The sequence below is a fragment of the Galbibacter sp. genome, from assembly GCF_048266365.1.
GTDB lineage: Bacteria > Bacteroidota > Bacteroidia > Flavobacteriales > Flavobacteriaceae > Galbibacter.
Map to the genome: position 1 here is coordinate 1 of NZ_JBLWZP010000012.1, position 15,964 is coordinate 15,964.

At 31.4% G+C, this 15,964-nt stretch carries 17 protein-coding genes; 7 read left to right on the plus strand and 10 right to left on the minus strand.

Features of this window, described 5'->3' with window-relative positions:
* Window positions 1-101: 101 nt before the first annotated feature.
* From ACN0TV_RS14415 to ACN0TV_RS14425, 3 genes are read right to left on the minus strand one after another with little or no spacing between them, the layout of a single operon-like run.
* Entirely contained in the window at window positions 102-830 is a 729-nt protein-coding gene (locus ACN0TV_RS14415) for a hypothetical protein (RefSeq protein WP_417363647.1), read from the minus strand.
* A gap of 34 nt (window positions 831-864) precedes the next feature.
* On the minus strand, window positions 865-1,287 hold the full coding sequence (locus ACN0TV_RS14420; RefSeq protein WP_417363649.1) for a hypothetical protein: 423 nt from the start codon (window positions 1,285-1,287) through the stop codon (window positions 865-867).
* Window position 1,288: 1 nt separating this feature from the next.
* Complete coding sequence (locus ACN0TV_RS14425) at window positions 1,289-1,696, minus strand: hypothetical protein (RefSeq protein WP_417363651.1); 408 nt, start codon at window positions 1,694-1,696, stop codon at window positions 1,289-1,291.
* Between the two features lie 87 nt (window positions 1,697-1,783).
* Between ACN0TV_RS14425 and ACN0TV_RS14430 the strand changes: the two genes are divergently transcribed.
* Complete coding sequence (locus tag ACN0TV_RS14430; protein ID WP_417363653.1) at window positions 1,784-2,020, plus strand: helix-turn-helix domain-containing protein; 237 nt, start codon at window positions 1,784-1,786, stop codon at window positions 2,018-2,020.
* A 241-nt stretch (window positions 2,021-2,261) separates the two neighbouring features.
* Here the strand turns inward: ACN0TV_RS14430 and ACN0TV_RS14435 are convergent, their stop codons facing one another.
* Both ACN0TV_RS14435 and ACN0TV_RS14440 read right to left on the minus strand, forming a co-directional pair.
* A complete protein-coding gene (locus tag ACN0TV_RS14435; protein ID WP_417363655.1) occupies window positions 2,262-2,780 on the minus strand; it encodes a JAB domain-containing protein in 519 nt (172 codons plus the stop codon).
* 197 nt (window positions 2,781-2,977) lie between these two features.
* The gene (locus tag ACN0TV_RS14440; RefSeq protein ID WP_417363656.1) at window positions 2,978-3,367 is read right to left on the minus strand and encodes a hypothetical protein; all 390 of its coding nucleotides are present in this window, start codon (window positions 3,365-3,367) and stop codon (window positions 2,978-2,980) included.
* Between the two features lie 209 nt (window positions 3,368-3,576).
* On the opposite strand from ACN0TV_RS14440, the gene tcmP reads away from it, so the two are divergent.
* From tcmP to ACN0TV_RS14460, 4 genes are all read left to right on the plus strand, one after another.
* On the plus strand, window positions 3,577-4,677 hold the full coding sequence (gene tcmP, locus ACN0TV_RS14445; protein ID WP_417363658.1) for a three-Cys-motif partner protein TcmP: 1,101 nt from the start codon (window positions 3,577-3,579) through the stop codon (window positions 4,675-4,677).
* Entirely contained in the window at window positions 4,674-5,405 is a 732-nt protein-coding gene (locus tag ACN0TV_RS14450) for a DUF5131 family protein (RefSeq protein ID WP_417363659.1), read from the plus strand. Before tcmP ends, ACN0TV_RS14450 begins: the two co-directional genes overlap by 4 nt.
* Window positions 5,406-5,478: 73 nt before the next feature.
* The gene (locus ACN0TV_RS14455) at window positions 5,479-6,012 is read left to right on the plus strand and encodes a type II toxin-antitoxin system antitoxin SocA domain-containing protein (protein ID WP_417363661.1); all 534 of its coding nucleotides are present in this window, start codon (window positions 5,479-5,481) and stop codon (window positions 6,010-6,012) included.
* A 13-nt stretch (window positions 6,013-6,025) separates the two neighbouring features.
* On the plus strand, window positions 6,026-8,050 hold the full coding sequence (locus ACN0TV_RS14460) for a hypothetical protein (protein ID WP_417363663.1): 2,025 nt from the start codon (window positions 6,026-6,028) through the stop codon (window positions 8,048-8,050).
* 36 nt (window positions 8,051-8,086) lie between these two features.
* On the opposite strand, the gene ACN0TV_RS14465 is transcribed toward ACN0TV_RS14460, so the two are convergent.
* The 4 genes from ACN0TV_RS14465 to ACN0TV_RS14480 form a co-directional block, all read right to left on the minus strand.
* Window positions 8,087-9,118: a DUF3871 family protein gene (locus tag ACN0TV_RS14465; RefSeq protein WP_417363665.1), complete on the minus strand. Its 1,032-nt coding sequence runs from the start codon at window positions 9,116-9,118 to the stop codon at window positions 8,087-8,089.
* Complete coding sequence (locus ACN0TV_RS14470) at window positions 9,093-9,962, minus strand: AAA family ATPase (RefSeq protein WP_417363667.1); 870 nt, start codon at window positions 9,960-9,962, stop codon at window positions 9,093-9,095. Before ACN0TV_RS14470 ends, ACN0TV_RS14465 begins: the two co-directional genes overlap by 26 nt.
* 191 nt (window positions 9,963-10,153) lie before the next feature.
* Window positions 10,154-11,371: a phage integrase SAM-like domain-containing protein gene (locus ACN0TV_RS14475; RefSeq protein WP_417363668.1), complete on the minus strand. Its 1,218-nt coding sequence runs from the start codon at window positions 11,369-11,371 to the stop codon at window positions 10,154-10,156.
* Between the two features lie 324 nt (window positions 11,372-11,695).
* Complete coding sequence (locus tag ACN0TV_RS14480) at window positions 11,696-11,974, minus strand: transposase (protein WP_417363779.1); 279 nt, start codon at window positions 11,972-11,974, stop codon at window positions 11,696-11,698.
* Here ACN0TV_RS14480 and ACN0TV_RS14485 point away from each other — a divergent pair.
* On the plus strand, window positions 11,899-12,240 hold the full coding sequence (locus tag ACN0TV_RS14485) for a transposase (RefSeq protein WP_417363781.1): 342 nt from the start codon (window positions 11,899-11,901) through the stop codon (window positions 12,238-12,240). The two genes, ACN0TV_RS14480 and ACN0TV_RS14485, sit on opposite strands and share 76 nt — an antisense overlap.
* Before the next feature lie 33 nt (window positions 12,241-12,273).
* Here ACN0TV_RS14485 and ACN0TV_RS14490 read toward each other — a convergent pair whose 3' ends face one another.
* Window positions 12,274-13,800 (minus strand): sulfatase, encoded by a 1,527-nt coding sequence (locus ACN0TV_RS14490; protein ID WP_417363670.1) that lies wholly within the window; start codon window positions 13,798-13,800, stop codon window positions 12,274-12,276.
* Between the two features lie 525 nt (window positions 13,801-14,325).
* On the opposite strand from ACN0TV_RS14490, the gene ACN0TV_RS14495 reads away from it, so the two are divergent.
* Complete coding sequence (locus ACN0TV_RS14495; RefSeq protein WP_417363672.1) at window positions 14,326-15,807, plus strand: TlpA family protein disulfide reductase; 1,482 nt, start codon at window positions 14,326-14,328, stop codon at window positions 15,805-15,807.
* Window positions 15,808-15,964: the final 157 nt, after the last annotated feature.

The window sequence follows — 15,964 nt, forward strand, 5'->3', positions numbered from 1 at the left end:
ATTCTATAACACCAAAAGAAGGCATACTGAAATAGGAAAAGTACCACCTGATCAAATTTATAATACAAAAAGAATAGCATCATAAATAATTAGATATATATTTAAACTGTCTTACAGATGGGGAGTAGTGTATTATTAAAAATGACATTATCTGCTTTCACATCTTTTATTGAAACGTTATTTACAATAGTTTCCCCATTATCTGAAGTTCCATATTTAAAACCTATTTGATTGTAGCATTTTAAGGTTTGTCTTCCTCCTACATCTGTATTAGTCTGGGTATTAACTACTGTTGAGGAAACTTCTCCATTTTCATCATCTGAATAATATGTTATAACCATTGGATATTGTTGTTCAGAAGAGCTATAACCCCTAAAGGATATTTCATACTCCCTAGCTTCCTTTATATCATCATAACAATTATCTTCTCCTTCTTTATAATGAATTATAATATCAGATGCATTATTATAATCAGTTAGCTGTAATGTACAATCATTTAAAAATTCAAAATAATATTTCATTGTAGGATGGTCTTTCCAATTATCATCCCATTCTTCATCTGGATCAGGGTAATAAGCAATTAATACATTTTCTTCAACTATATTCCAAGCCCCATTATAAATGTCAGTTTCTGTACTAGAATAATGATTTTCATAAACAGCAGTTCCATCTGCATTATAAGTATAGGTGTTTCCTGATAAATCTTCTGAAGTGTTCCATGAACCAACTAAATTGGAGTCTAATGTGTTTAAATCTGATGAATCATCTTCATTTGAGCAACTAATAATTAATCCACAGAATAATAATAGTAGAAATAGGGTATTTTTCATGTTTAAAATTTTAAATATTAATGTGTAATTATTTTCATTTCTTTATTGTAACAGATGTATTAAACTCCTTGGGGAGCCAATACCTGAGCATAAAATAGTCTTTGGTTATTTCATCTAGTCCAATTGCTAAATTGCCCAAAGAAGTAAAATAACTCCTATGGTTAACAAAAGGGTCTTTTGTTAGTTTATTTCCTTGCTGTAATTCAGCATTTATTGAATTGAGGAATAGCGTAAAATACTTGTTATGAATCCTGTATTCAATCCGTATCAATACATTTTCTTTAAACCATAAATAACAAACAGATTCAAATGACTTTCCAAAGAGATAAACCTCTGAATACTTGTCACTCCTATAAAATTCAGTATCATTTTTTAAGGTTTTTATGTACTCTATATCAGTATTGGATTTATGAAGTGTAGAGCCTAATTTATATGGAATAGATTGAAAAAAAGTCATTCTATAATCTTATTTTTCCATACAACATAACCTGTTGGGCAAAATCTTGGGCTAGTTGTTTTTGTCTTTCCCCTGTAATATCCCTAGAAATGTTATAGGTTTTTTTATAATCCGTTATTACTCCAGCAGTATTTTCATAGTACTCAAGATGTAAGCTACTTAACCTATATATAATAGAAACATGACTTTCGTTATTTGGTATTTTACTTTTTTGAATAAAAAATTGTCTTTCATTTTTTTTCATCAAAATAAATTGCTGCCCATTCCATAATTGTTGCCCTAAAGTATCAACAAATATTTTGAATTTTCTGGAAAAAGGCTCTTCTTTTAGAGTCTTAGACTCTCCATTAATTTTTGAAATAAAATAGACTATTACAAAGCCTATAATAAACATTACAACGTATAACATAGAATTGTTTTAAAATTAATATTGTCATATATGGCATTAAACTAAACAAATATAACCCATTTCTTGACTTGTCAAATATGTCAAGTAATGGAAAAAGCAGAATTGCTTAAAAATGTAGGTAAAAGAATACAGGAATTACGGGAGCAAAAAGGATTTACTCAAGTAGATTTGGCTGGCAAAATTCAGGGAGAATTTGATACTACCAATGTCTCAAGGATAGAGTCAGGTAGAACCAACCCTACACTTTATACCTTATATAGAATAGCTGAAGCTTTAGAAGTTCCTCTAAAGGATATAATAGATATTGAACCAACTGAAGAATAAGATTTAGCTATTTATTACTTTTCCTTCCAAATCCCATATTTTCTGTACAAATTATATCGTTTTTAAAAATATAGCTGGATTTACTCTATTATTGAATTACAAAATGTAACATTTCGCTATACTAATAATATCTAAGTTTCCCCTGACCACTAAAAAATATAGGTTTTTGAACTATATGGGGTACTTATGCATACACATAAAATTGCAAAAACTACTACCATAATAGGGTAGAATAATTATATTACATATCTCCATTATCCGCTAAGCTATAATATCCCTCTTTAGTAATAATTAAATGGTCTAGCAGTACTATTTCTAATGTAGTAGCGGCAATTTTCAATTTATTGGTAATATCTATATCTGCTTTACTAGGTTTTAAATTGGAGCTTGGATGGTTGTGCACTAAAATGATGTTACTTGCCACTGTTTTAAGTGCAACACTAAGTATCAACTTTATATCTATAATACAAGATGTAATGCCCCCTCTAGCCAAATTGAATATCCCAATTACCATGTTAGCTCTGTTTAATAATAATACTTTAGCTTCTTCCTGTAACTCTATGGTATTCATATCCCAATGCTCTAATGCTATTTTATAAGCATCTTGGCTACTATGTATTTTTACTTTATCCTTATTCCCATTAGAATAGGACACATTTATTTCACATACTTTCATATTAGTTAGAATTGAAAATTCCAATCTTGGTAATACCCTATATAAAGTGGAAACCAAAACTGGAAAAAAATTAAAAAGTGCCAAAGTGACCTTTTTTACAGAAACTTTTATTGTAAGGAATATGTTTAAAGATTAATCTGAATAAAGTTTAAGATGTATCAGTATGGTAAATTCCTTAATTATAAAGTTTTGCAATATTTTGTCACTTTAGCACTGCATTAAAAATGTCCTAAACCCGTATGTATATATAATACTATTACGAGAAATGGACGTTTTTATACTTAAATAGCCTGTCCAGCTAATTCATGGATGCCATTTTGTGAGAATACATTGGCATTTGCTTTGAATTCTTTTTCTCTAGAGGAAACTGCATCTTCCACTGGAACATACACCCATTTGTGTCTAAGGATTAATTCCTCCCCTGTTTCTTTTACAATATGGGTATAAGGCTCTACTTCCTGCTTAACTACATTACCTTGCATTTTAGTGCCTATAAGGAGTTTACAGGTTTCTTCATCAAAAGTAGATGGAATACTGGTTTTTTTGGATGTGGCGTAATAAAGCCCAGTGTCTTTGCTTAATACCATTTCCACTCCTCCTGAAAGTTCTAAAGCAAAGAATTCCCTTCCATCCTCTGCTTGTCTTTTTTGATAGTTTACAATACGTACCATTGGTTTAAAATTTTTGAGTTGAATAAAATACCTTCTGAAAAACCTTGCATATAAAAACTTGCTATCACCTAAGTTTTTATATATGCTGCTGAAAAAAAGTTCTTCAAATAAAAAGGTACGGGGTGTTTCCCCTCAGAAAAAGGTGGGGGTACTTAGTGAGAGGTGAGTTTTTAGAATTTTATCTATATTTGATTGTAATCTAAACTACTATGGCAAAAAAACATTTTGAAAAACCATTCGACGTTGGGACAAAAGCAAAATTAGAACTTTTTAGAAGTTATTTAATAGAATGGTTGCCTACTTTTATATCTTCAAATGAAAAAGCCTATTGGAAAAATATTTTTATTTATGATTTTTTTGCAGGGAAAGGAAAAGATTGTGAAAACACATATGGAAGTCCTTTAATAATTTTAGAAGTACTTAACAGCTTTGAGGAATTTATTTCTTTAACAGATGTTAATATTAATATTGTTTTTAATGAAAAAGACAAAAAGACGTACGAGTGTTTAATTAGAAATGTTGAAAACTTCAAGTATAGCAATCAAGAAAAAATTAATATTCATACTTATAATAAGTCATTCCAAGACCTTTTTTCGGAGTTATATCCTAAAATGTTAAATTATGACAAACTTCCGAAACTTATGTTTTTAGATCAATTTGGTATTAAAGAAATAACAAATGAGATTTTTATAAAATTAATAAGTTTTAAAAGGACTGATTTTATTTTCTTTATTTCTTCTTCATTTGTAAGAAGGTTTAATGAGCTTCCTGAATTTCAAAATTATCTTTCTATCACTAAGGAACAATTTATTGATACAAAACCATTTCACTCACATAAAGTTATATTTGAATATTATAAATCTTTGATCAATACAAACTATATGTTGGCTCCATTTTCAATTAAAAAGGGAGTAAACATTTATGGATTAATCTTTGGTTCAAATCACACCTTAGGAATTGAAAAGTTTTTAAAAGTGGCATGGAAAATTAATCCAAATACTGGAGATGCAAATTTTAATATAGATGAAGAAAAAATTATAGATGGGCAATTATCTATATTTGAAGAGGAAAATTCCATAAAAAAATTGGGTTTATTAGACTCTAAAGTTAGAAGCCTAATCATAGAAGAAAAAGAAGAGTCTCTTTATCGCTTATATCATGAAACATTGAATTTTGGATGTCTCCCAAAACATTGTAATGAAATATTGAGGAAACTTGAAAAAGAAAAGAAAATAGGTAAAGTGTCTACTAGGACTGAAAAAATCCATAACTTAGCTCCACCTAAGGACATTAAAGTAGAACTAAAGTGAAATACTCTAAAATAGAATGGACTGAGGCTACTTGGAATCCAACAACTGGATGCAATAAAGTTAGTGCTGGATGTAAAAACTGTTATGCAGAAGTAATGGCTAAGCGCTTACAGGCTATGGGAACTCCAGGCTATGAAAATGGTTTTGAATTTACTTTAATGCCAAGCCGACTAGATGCTCCTAAAAAAATAAAAAAACCTACAAAATTCTTTGTGAATTCCATGAGTGATTTATTTCACGAAGATATGCCTTACGATTATTTAGACAAAGTATTTAGAGTTATTGAAGAAACCCCTAGACATCAATATCAAATGCTTACCAAACGAGAAAACATCCTTAAAGATTATTTTTCCACTAGAAAAGTTCCTAATAACGTATGGCTAGGTGTTACCGTTGAATCTGCAAAGACAAAACATAGAATTGATGTTTTAAGAAATATTGATGCAAGAATAAGATTCCTTTCTGTTGAACCTTTAATTGAAGCAACAGGAAGACTTAACCTAGATAATATACATTGGGTTATTGTTGGTGGAGAAAGCGGCTCTAAAGCTAGACCAATGGATCCTGAATGGGCGATAGACGTACAAAGACAATGTGATGAACAAGATGTTGCATTTTTCTTTAAACAATGGGGAACATGGGGAGCAGATGGAGTTAAAAGAAGCAAAAAAGCTAATGGCAGGATCCTTATGGGAAAAGAATGGAATGAAGAGCCTACCATTATTTAAGCTTAGAATTTGTGAATTATCATTAAAAATAATATATTACATTTGCATAAAATTTAAAATTACTACAACCAAAATGGAAATTAATAAAGTTTCTGCATTTGAGTATTTATTATTCAAGTTGGTCATTTGGCACAAAGAAGTGACAAATGAAGAACAGAATGATATTAGTGTTTTAAAAGCTTTAAAGCTGCTTTTTTTTGTTTCAGCTGCTAATACAGATGAATCAGGAGAAACTTTATTAGATACGGTTTTTAATGAATTTGTTGCAATGCCTTATGGTCATGTTGAAAGTGATGTGTATGAAAACATCAAGAACAGATTGCATAGCAACATAATCATAGATAGAAGAAGTACGACAATCATTGATACTTTTAGTGATGAAAACCTAGATAAGGAGATACGATCTAAAATTGATTCTAATATTCAGGCATTAAAAGAAAATAATAATAAAATAATAAAATATTCTTCTTTTGAATTGGTTGACTTGAGCCATACGTGGTATTCATGGAAATATTATTTTTCCAAAGCAAAAGAATCTAACATTAATAGTCATATAATTCCTCTCTCAGTCATTAAGAAAGAAGATAAATTCTTCTCTTTAGCATAAGAAATTTGAGGAAATGAAATTTATAAAGAAGGCGTTTAGCTTACTAGAAGAATTTGAAAAAAAAATAGATTCTGTTTTTCCAGAAGATAATGGTGATTATGATGAACATGAAAGGGCTGATTCTATTGAAGTATTAAAAGCTGAATTTCAAAAGTTTCAAAGACTCTCTCATCAAAACATAAATTATTCTTTGTTGTCAGGAGAATATATTAATAGTGATGATTTTCAAGAGTTTTTAAATTTTTTAAAGCCTAAATATTCAGAGCTTCTAAGTTATTTTGTGTTTAATGGTGAACTCCAAAATATGGCCTATCAAATTGTGGAGTGTTTAGATAAGACTATAGACTACTACTTTGTTTTCATTACAGATATTAAAAATAAGTATTCATTAAATCAAAATGATTATTTTTTTAGTATCAATTCAATTTTAAGTTCTGTATATAGAAACGAGAAACTCTCTGAAGATTCTTTGAAATATTTTAGATACTTTCATGTGAATATTTTAACAGCTAGATGTGACCATCTTTTTTCTCATGATGATTCTTTTTTAGTTCAATTATATAATATCGAAAGTGCCTTAAGTGATATAAAAATAAGTGGTCTAAGTGCATTATCAGAAGTTATTTTAGCTAAATGTGGTTTCCTTAAATCAAAATGGTTTCTTAGAAAACAAGAAGAAGCTCCAGATGAATCTACTTTTATAGTAGATGGAATAGAACATCAGATAGAAAATGTTAAAAATCAAGCTTCTTTTGAAGAATGGATCAAGTATTCCAAAGAGCACTATCAGTTGGAGATAAATTGGGTCTCCAAAATTAAAAATGATTATAGAAAGTTTCATAATAAAGATTTAAGTGATTTAACATTTACTCAGATTCATCGAATGATAAAATATCATAAGGATGAATCAAAAAATTATTTGGAGTTAAAAAAAATTTCTAACTTTTTAAAGGAAATTTTAATCTTAGAGAAAAAGAAGAAAGATTGTAGTTACTTTAATGAGTTTGCCTTCTCTGTAATGAGTAATTACGCTCTCAATAATAGTTTTTCTTTATTTGTAGAGAAGAATAAGGACATAAATAATCTTAAGAGCGAGTATGCTAAAATAAAGTCTGAAACTAATTCTTACCTCAACAACTTTTTTATAGAATTTAAATTCTTAGATTCAATTATACAGATTTTAAATGATAAACTAGAAGAAGAAGACAACGATGATTTTTTAAAAGAAAATGAGGAATATATAAAAACAGAGTTAAAAGGTATATTTAATAAATATGAGTTTAATCACAAATGGTCTATAAATCACCATAATTATATATTCCAGTTACCTTTTGAAGAGTGCAAGCTTAGTCTTGAGGATAATAAATTAGATTATATATTTATAGCATCATCATTTGTACTTCCTCCTTCTAACAAAAAAATTGAAAAACAATTCAATTTAATAAAATCAAAGTTTAACAATCTATTGTTTCATATTGAATCCGTTAAAGTACTAAAGACTGATACGGATAAAATTAAAAATCTAAATAATGAAATTAGTGATCATAAAGCTATAATTCAGAGACGTGAAACTCAATCTATTGAAATTCTTGGAATATTTACAGCATTAATTGCATTTGTTTTTGGCTCTATCTCAACTTTTCAATTTTTAGAAAGTGCAAAAGAAGTTTTAATGTTTAATGTAGCTTTAGCACTGTCACTAATTTCATTTGTATGTGTTTTAATAATTTTTATTAGAGGAAAAGATACATTAATAAATAATTGGAAATGGTTAGCTGGTTTATTTGTCTTATTTATACTTTTTTGGGGAACTCTAATATATTTTGATATTAATCCAGAAAAAGAAGGGAAAATTGAACAAGATGTTATTAATATTAGAGATTTGGACAGTTTAATAAATATTCGTCTGAACAATAAAACAAATAAGTTTTCACCTATTAACCAAAAAGATACTACTGGTCATAATGAAAGCTTTTCTCTATCAGGAGAATCCAATAAAAACATTGAAGTTATGAATACAAGTTTAAAGAAAAAATAAATATCTTGCCTTATTAGATAAGACAAGATATCCTTTTCAACTCAAAAACCAATGGTAATTTCCACTACCACTGAGAGCCTTTAATAAGCTGTTGGAGAAGTTAAAAACATTGACATTCCTATCCAGAAAAGTATCAATATAACTGCTCTTATTGGCTTGTGTAAATAGGTTGTACACTTTCCAAAGATTAATATCTCCATCCTCATTTCTACAAAAAGGTTCATCTTGGTAATAATCCTTAGCTACTGTAGATATCTGCCCATCATTAAGCTGTAATTCTGGAATGTTTAATTTTTCCCCTCTAGGCAAATAATTATACAGCCGTGATTTCCCAATAAGCTGTGCAAATTGATGTTCAGTAAGATGATGCTTGCTAAATTCTTGCATCTGTTCTAGATGCTTTTCTGCCTTATATTCCTGTAGGGTTTTAAGCAGTTTACTTTTTAGGGTATCATAACCATCTACTTTTAATTCTCCTGCAAAGCCATCACTAGAGATGCACATATTACAGCATACCATATTCTGAAATCCAATAAAGAACTTGAATTTTTCAAAGGTCTTTTTACTGTATAAGTTCTCTTGGTTATAGGCTCTTACTCCTCCTAAAGTCAACGTAATATCATTTCCATTGATATTTTCTGTAATACTGGGGATTTGAATAATAAAAGCCATCCTTTCGTAATAAATGGTCTTTTCATGGTCTAGGAGTTCCTTTACGGACTTATGTATAGCTGAAGGAATTCTACCTTTAATTTGGTGGGATACCCTTACTTCTGGTGTATTAAAATGATGATGCGGAAATACCTTATTGGCACAATGTTGTGCTATTTCAATAAACTCAGTATGGGCAATTGTACGTTCATTATCCTTGCTAAATACAGGAATAATACAATCCTTTTTTAAATGAGAGAGGCTAACTTCTGATGTGTTAGCCTCTATAAATGGTTTTCTCCCATAATTCTTTGGGATTCTTCTTGGTGTAGGGGCTACATCAGGTGCTTTCTCTATTATGGTAGTAGAATTTACAGCTTTAAGCTGCATACTAGGCTGAATGATTTGTGCTTCCATTTTGGCTAAAGTTTTGTGGGTTCAACAATGTTTGTTTGGATAAAATGGTATCCTTTTGGACTTTAAAGTCATATTCCAAATGCTCTTTCCAATTGGAGTAATGTGTATAGAGTTCCCGTAATCCCTCTAGATTATTACAAGATTTAATATTAGCTCTGGCTTCTTGTAGGTTGGTTCCTGAATTACACCAATCCAATATTTTTCTTCCAGTGGCTGTGTTAATGGTAAATTCTGGTTTTCCCATAAATAAGCCTGTCCTGTCTTTGGATGCTGAGACAAAATGTTTAATGTCTATATCAAAAACCAAAGTAAATTCATAGTCTGTTCCATCTCGCATTACACTTTTAAGTCCAACTTTTTCAGGTATGTATTTACCATCCTTTTGTTGAAGGACATAGTCCTGCTTTGTTCTCATAGTAGCTATAACATGAGCTTCTGCTTGAAGAATCTTATTAATAAAGGCATTAAGTCTTGGGGTCACCTTTGCCCAATTGGTAAAGCTATTTCCTGCTAATTTGGAATGAAAGTCCAATAGCTCATCCCAACAGTGAGATATACTATCTATAATTACCACTTCCATTTCAGCCCTTAGACATACATCAATAGCTTTGATATATTTCTCTGGTGTAAATGGTGGCTCTAGAGTGAGTACATTATAGTTGCCTAAATGGGCATATAAATCTGCTGAACCATTTTCTGTATCTATAATAGCTACTTTGGTTAAATCCTTATTAGTTAACCCTTGTGCAAGAAGCAAACTTGAATAGGTTTTTCCTGACCCAGCACTTCCTTGTAAAGCCATTTTTATCTTGGCTCTTTTGCGTTCTGATTGTCTTAATTGCATGATTTTAAAGTTTTAGAATTAATGAAATATGTTGAAAATGAAAAGAGCACCTTATCACTTTTGGTAAGGTGCTCTTGTTTGATTTTATATGCTTTTGGAAATTATCTTAAAGACAACTCTTTAAGTTTGTAAAGATTAACATGAAAATACAAATGCAAAAAAAAATACTTTTTGATAAAAAGATCACTTCGTCACTTTTCATCCAGTAAGCTTTTCATGGCATCATCAATTACATTATTTTCAAGGTCTTTTAAGTAGGATTGGGTAATAGCCAAATTTTGATGTCCCATAGCTTCAGAAATAATATCAGTAGAAATTCCTTTTTGCTTTAAATTGGTAGCAAAGCTATGGCGAGCTACATAGCTCGTCAATTTTTCTTCAATCCCACATTTAGAGGCAATCTCTTTAAGCTGTTTGTTATATCGCTTCAATGTTTTAGCTTTTCTATTTTCAATCTGCATGGGTGTCATATTGTTTCTTAAAAGAATAGGAAAAACATAATCTGTAGGTCTTTTTTGGGCTTTATAATATGCTAGAATTTCCGCAACAGGATTTAAAATTTCAATAGTAAAAGCTGTTTTAGTTTTTCTTCGAACATATTGAATTTTGCCCTCCTTAATATTATCCCATTTTAATAACATCATATCATAAAAATTCATCCCTCTTGTATAGTAACTAAACAGGAAATAATTTTTGCTATCTATCAGGTGAGGGTTCTTGTTAATATCCAATTGAATTATCTTTTTAACAGCATTTGTACTGATAGCCCTCTTATTATTCGTTTTTTTAAGCTTGGATATTTTATAAACATTAAAGGGGTAATGTTCTGGCTTGGTATAGTTCTTTTTGATTCCATCATTAAAAACTGTCCTTATAGCTCTCATTTTTGCAGCTACACCTGTATCAGAATTTCCATTACTCCTAAGAAAAACCTCATACTCTTTTAACAATTTAGGGGTTACTTCTTTAAATGATACTGTTTTACCATTTAAAAAATTTTCAAAACTCCTTTTGGAATCACTGTAATATCTGGCATTTCCTGTCCTGTTTGAGGTTGTAAGTTCAGTAATGTATTCATCAAAGGCTTGTAAAAAAGTAAGTTTCTTATCCAATTTAAAATCAAAAAACCTATCATGGAATTCATCTAGAGTAATATCATCTTGTTCTGCCAATGCATCAGATATTATTTTTTCGGCTCTTTTCTTTATATCACCCAATGTTTCATTGAATTGTCTATAGTCTATAAAATTTTTCCGAAACTCGGATTTAGAGCTATTCCACTGAGATTTTTCACAGGCTAGATTTAAAGAAATAAATTTAGATTTTCTATCTTTCGTGACCCTGAGGAAAATGGGAAATAGTCCACTGGATAATGCTTTAGTTCTTTGAATGATTTTTATTGATGCCATAATAGATAATATTACTTTGGGTACAACATAGGTACAACAAATTTAGATAAAATGGGATAACAAAAGAAAATAAATGAAATCAGAATATATCAAATCCCTCATAAAATAAGGGCTTATGAAGAAATATGAAAACTTAGGAAACAATCTTTTCTCTGACTGTTAATCAGAGGGTCCTTGGTTCGAGCCCAAGAGGGGGAGCAAAATTAGAATCCAGTCTACAAAATAGGCTGGATTTTTTGCTTTTACACTCTATATAAATATTTATGAAACGGAGCGTAAAACCCATTCATCGCTTTTTAGCGTGGATGGGATGTAATCGACACACTAACCTTGTGGAAGTATGTACTGAGGTATGGTATCTGGACTAGCCTCGCCAATAACGCAAACGAAATATCCTTCTGACCAAAAAGTACACTTACGCCAACATTGTTTTTGTAAAGATACAGGGTGTTTCTGCCATATTAACTTTGTAGACTGTTGTTTTAATCTACGGACTATTTGAGATATAGAAAGACTTTGAGAAATTAATTGAGTTTGATGAAAAATGGGATGAAAAATATCTGCTATCTGTAAGAGGATGGATGGATAATTGGGGACATTTATCTACCTATTTTGAGTATGCTCCGGATATCAGAAAAGCTATATACACAACCAATGCGATCGAATCCATGCACAGACAAATACGAAAAGTCACCAAAACAAAAGGAGCTTTCATCTCTGTTCAAGCATTGCTAAAGATTGTGTATCTAACCGTTAAAGATGTTTCTAAGAAATGGACAATGCCAATTCACAATTGGGGTTTGACACAGTTTACTATACACTCCCTTGACTTACAAGCTGGAATAAACAAATCTAACCTAAACTACTAAACCCTTACTTTTTCTATGCTTATTAAGAAAAGATCAATTTTTATAAACTTCATCTGGCATAGGTGCTTCAACACCGGATAATTTTATAATCGGCATAGGCGATTTCCATTTTCTCAATCGTTCAGAAAGCAAAATTGATAATTCCTTTACTCTATCAGGGTATTTAGAGGATAAGTCTTCACGTTCTCCGATATCAGTTGTTAAATTGTATAATTCATTACTTCCATCCCGCATGTTATAAATCATTTTCCATTCGCCTTTTCGGATGGCGGATCGATAATTTATTCCTAAATTGTCCTTCGCTATCCATTTGTTAGGGATATGCCAAATAAGCAATCTATCCTCTTTTTTTAGTTGAGGTTTTTTAAGCAATGGAATAAAACTTTTTCCATCTACACTCTGAATGATATTGCTTGGTTTAATGCTTGCCATTTGCAAAATTGAAGGAAAAAAATCTTCTATAATTACTGGTTGGTGATAATCAGATGATGGTTCTGTAACTCCATTCCATTTGACTATCATTGGTACACGAATTCCTCCTTCGTAAACTGATCCTTTACCCGCTCTAAGTGGAAAGTTTTGTGTATTTTCCGTTCCTCCTCTTGGGGGGGCCATGCTTAAGCCGCCATTATCGCTAATAAATAGTAGTATTGTATTTTCTTCAATCTCGTTTTCTTCAAGAAAATCCATGATATCCCCTAAACTTTTATCCATGCCTTCAATCATACTGGCATAAATTGCCTCCACGCGTTCAAGTCCAGCATCAAGATACTTTTGTAAATATCGTTCATCTGCCTCATAAGGATCATGTACTGCAAAATGAGAAAGATATAAAAAGAATGGTTCCTTTCGATGAATTGGCGTTTTAAGGGAATTTAAGGCCCTCTGAGTTAAGGCTTCCGTAAGGTATAGATCGCTCCCAAAATACTCAGTCATCCCCGGTACGGCATGAACATTATGTGCCTTACCATCAATATTACCATAATTTTCCTGACCAAGATAGCTTAGTGGACGACCGGCGCCAGTTCCGGCAATATTTATCATAAAACCAAGATTCTCAGGATTTGATCCCGGCGTTCCATTTGGAGCAAAATGTGCTTTACCAGCATGAATAGTATAGTAACCTTCATTTTTTAATAGCTCTGGAAGCGGATTAGCCTGCACACTTCTGGGAACATCTCCAGAAGGGTTTAAGCCGTTAATATTCCATTCTGCTGCTTCAAATTGTTCATCGCTCTGGTCAGAATTTCGATCCCTGTGGGGCATGGTCCAATTTGTTACCTTATGATGTGCCGCATTCATCCCAGTTAATAAACTCACCCGCGATGGTGTGCAAATGGGAGTTGCATATGCATTGGTAAACTTCGTCCCTGTTTTTGCCAATCGCTCCATATTGGGTGTGTGAAATTGTTTGTTCAATGGATAAGCAGTATCTGTAAAGGGAACAGACGTATCCATCCAACCCATATCATCAACTATAAATACGATAATATTAGGCTGTTTTTGACTATAAAATGGTGTTAAACTTAAAAAAAAGTAGAGTATGAATATTTTTTTCATGGTAAATTTTATTAATCTTAAAGAATGGCTTTTCTTCTTTTATCCAGCCAGTTAAACTCAAAATTCATTTTTCATTCCTTCCTGGAATTTTCAATCCGTAACCCTGATTCATATTACTATAACAATGAATCTCTACATCTATATACTTATCCCAATGAAAACGGACACTTCTCCAAAAAAATTTCGGTTAAATTAATCAAAAACTTTTACAGTCCTTTTCTAAATATTCCTTTTGATTGACCTTGAAGAAGTACGACAATCTGGTAATTGGAGCCTTAACATGAATTATAATCCTGATAGAGGATAACCTTCATTCAATGATTTTTTATCATTACCTTACATGGGAGGAACAATTGATGTTGAGGCCTGCCTCAAGTTGGGAAGATTATTCATAAGAGTTGTGTTCTTGTTATTTGGAGAGGTCTGGTAATGGGAGCATTCAACACCCACTAGCTTCATATTTAAATCAACATTCGTATATTTAGTAGATGTAATCTTTATTGATCTACTAATACCGAACCAACCATGCTTAGAAATCTAATCGCACTTTTCACATTCTTTATAATATATACATCTTGTGAATTAAAAGAAGATAATCCACTTAATACAGATAGCGTTATAATTACGGGTACAGTACATCAATTCGACCGGAATAATGTTGAAATGTATTACCTCTTCTCACAACCTGGACGGAAACAAGAAAAAATACCGATTGCGTTGGATAGTCTGGGGAAATTCAGGTTTGAATTGAAAAGTTCGCTTCCAATGGATGCGCTGATAGTTGATAAAAAAACGATGTCATTTATTAATTTTATCTACCATCCCGGAGATAGTATTAACATTGAATTCTCTGCAGTTGATAACAGCATGTCACTTCTCAAAACAGTTTGTTTTACTGGAGACAGGAAGGAAACTAATAATGATTTGATCCTGTTTCAACGATTACGAGAAGAGAATAGACTAGGGTATGATGTTATAGATCCAACTAAGGCATATCAACTTGACGTAAAAGAGTTTATTCAAAAGATGGATACTGTAAAGCAAAATCAGCTAAAATTCTACAACCATTTCATTTATGAGCTTTTACCGAATGATGAAGTAAAACAATGGACAAGACAGTATGTCCTACAGTCTTATTACAACTACCTTGATGAATATTCAATGGGGAAAAAGAATCTTCCTTGCGATTATTTCGATTATAATAAGGAGATTCTACCATTAACCCCAGAGAAACTTGTAGGATGGAGTAACTTGAGCTCAAGAATTAATAGCTACTGGATGAATATTGTTGTAAAAAACATTGTGGCTTCAGCGCCAGATAATATTGAGGGGGCTAAAAATTTTGATGCTGACTCGCTGCTACTGAATTATTTCAACTCAAACATTCAGGATAAACTACTGTCCGAGCTTCTTATTGCACGTTATTATAGATCTCAATTAGAAGGAAATAGAATAGAGGGATTCGAAAAGCACGAAACAGAAATAGCTACAATGATTAAAACGCCACTCATAATGAATAATCTAAAAAACAATTATTCATCTGCCCGAGCATTCTTAAATAAGCCAGATATTTATACTAAAGAGGTTTTGAAGAATATGAATGGAATTCCGATGGAGGATACTTTTTCAACGATATTGGAAGAAAACCAGGGAAAGGTATTATTTATTGATTTTTGGGCAACTTGGTGTGGGCCATGCATAAAGGCAATGCCAGATTCAAAGAAACTGATAGAAGTATATCAAGGCAAGGAAGTTGCGTTTATATATATCTGTATTGAATCTGAGGATGACCTATGGAGGAGAATGGTCTCAGATTTTAATCTTGGAGGAGGAAAGCATTATCTCCTAAACTGGGAGCAAAGTAGTTATTTTAGAAAGGATTTGGATATTCCAGCGATACCGGAGTATATTTTGATTGACAAGGACAAAAATATTGTTGAAAAAGGAAGGCACCTCTCTCCAGGGGCGAAACTAACAAAGGAAAAGATTGATGAACTGCTTTATTAGGTATATAGAGAAGCTGCTTATCGTTATAACATCAACGCGCTAATCAATATGAAATACAATTCAAACAATAGACTTCCCAATGTTCGGACACTTTAATGTACATGAGGTAAACAATCGAGGTGATCCAGACCTAAATAATGTTATAAAATATTTTTTC

Excerpts from the sequence above, each read along its gene's own strand:
- ACN0TV_RS14470 (WP_417363667.1), bottom strand. The coding sequence starts at position 9,962 with ATGCAATTAAGACAATCAGAACGCAAAAGAGCCAAGATAAAAATGGCT.
- ACN0TV_RS14430 (WP_417363653.1), top strand. The coding sequence starts at position 1,784 with ATGGAAAAAGCAGAATTGCTTAAAAATGTAGGTAAAAGAATACAGGAA.
- ACN0TV_RS14415 (WP_417363647.1), bottom strand. The coding sequence starts at position 830 with ATGAAAAATACCCTATTTCTACTATTATTATTCTGTGGATTAATTATT.
- ACN0TV_RS14425 (WP_417363651.1), bottom strand. The coding sequence starts at position 1,696 with ATGTTATACGTTGTAATGTTTATTATAGGCTTTGTAATAGTCTATTTT.
- ACN0TV_RS14475 (WP_417363668.1), bottom strand. The coding sequence starts at position 11,371 with ATGGCATCAATAAAAATCATTCAAAGAACTAAAGCATTATCCAGTGGA.
- ACN0TV_RS14455 (WP_417363661.1), top strand. The coding sequence starts at position 5,479 with ATGGAAATTAATAAAGTTTCTGCATTTGAGTATTTATTATTCAAGTTG.
- ACN0TV_RS14465 (WP_417363665.1), bottom strand. The coding sequence starts at position 9,118 with ATGGAAGCACAAATCATTCAGCCTAGTATGCAGCTTAAAGCTGTAAAT.
- ACN0TV_RS14420 (WP_417363649.1), bottom strand. The coding sequence starts at position 1,287 with ATGACTTTTTTTCAATCTATTCCATATAAATTAGGCTCTACACTTCAT.
- tcmP (WP_417363658.1), top strand. The coding sequence starts at position 3,577 with ATGGCAAAAAAACATTTTGAAAAACCATTCGACGTTGGGACAAAAGCA.
- ACN0TV_RS14460 (WP_417363663.1), top strand. The coding sequence starts at position 6,026 with ATGAAATTTATAAAGAAGGCGTTTAGCTTACTAGAAGAATTTGAAAAA.
- ACN0TV_RS14495 (WP_417363672.1), top strand. The coding sequence starts at position 14,326 with ATGCTTAGAAATCTAATCGCACTTTTCACATTCTTTATAATATATACA.
- ACN0TV_RS14440 (WP_417363656.1), bottom strand. The coding sequence starts at position 3,367 with ATGGTACGTATTGTAAACTATCAAAAAAGACAAGCAGAGGATGGAAGG.
- ACN0TV_RS14490 (WP_417363670.1), bottom strand. The coding sequence starts at position 13,800 with ATGAAAAAAATATTCATACTCTACTTTTTTTTAAGTTTAACACCATTT.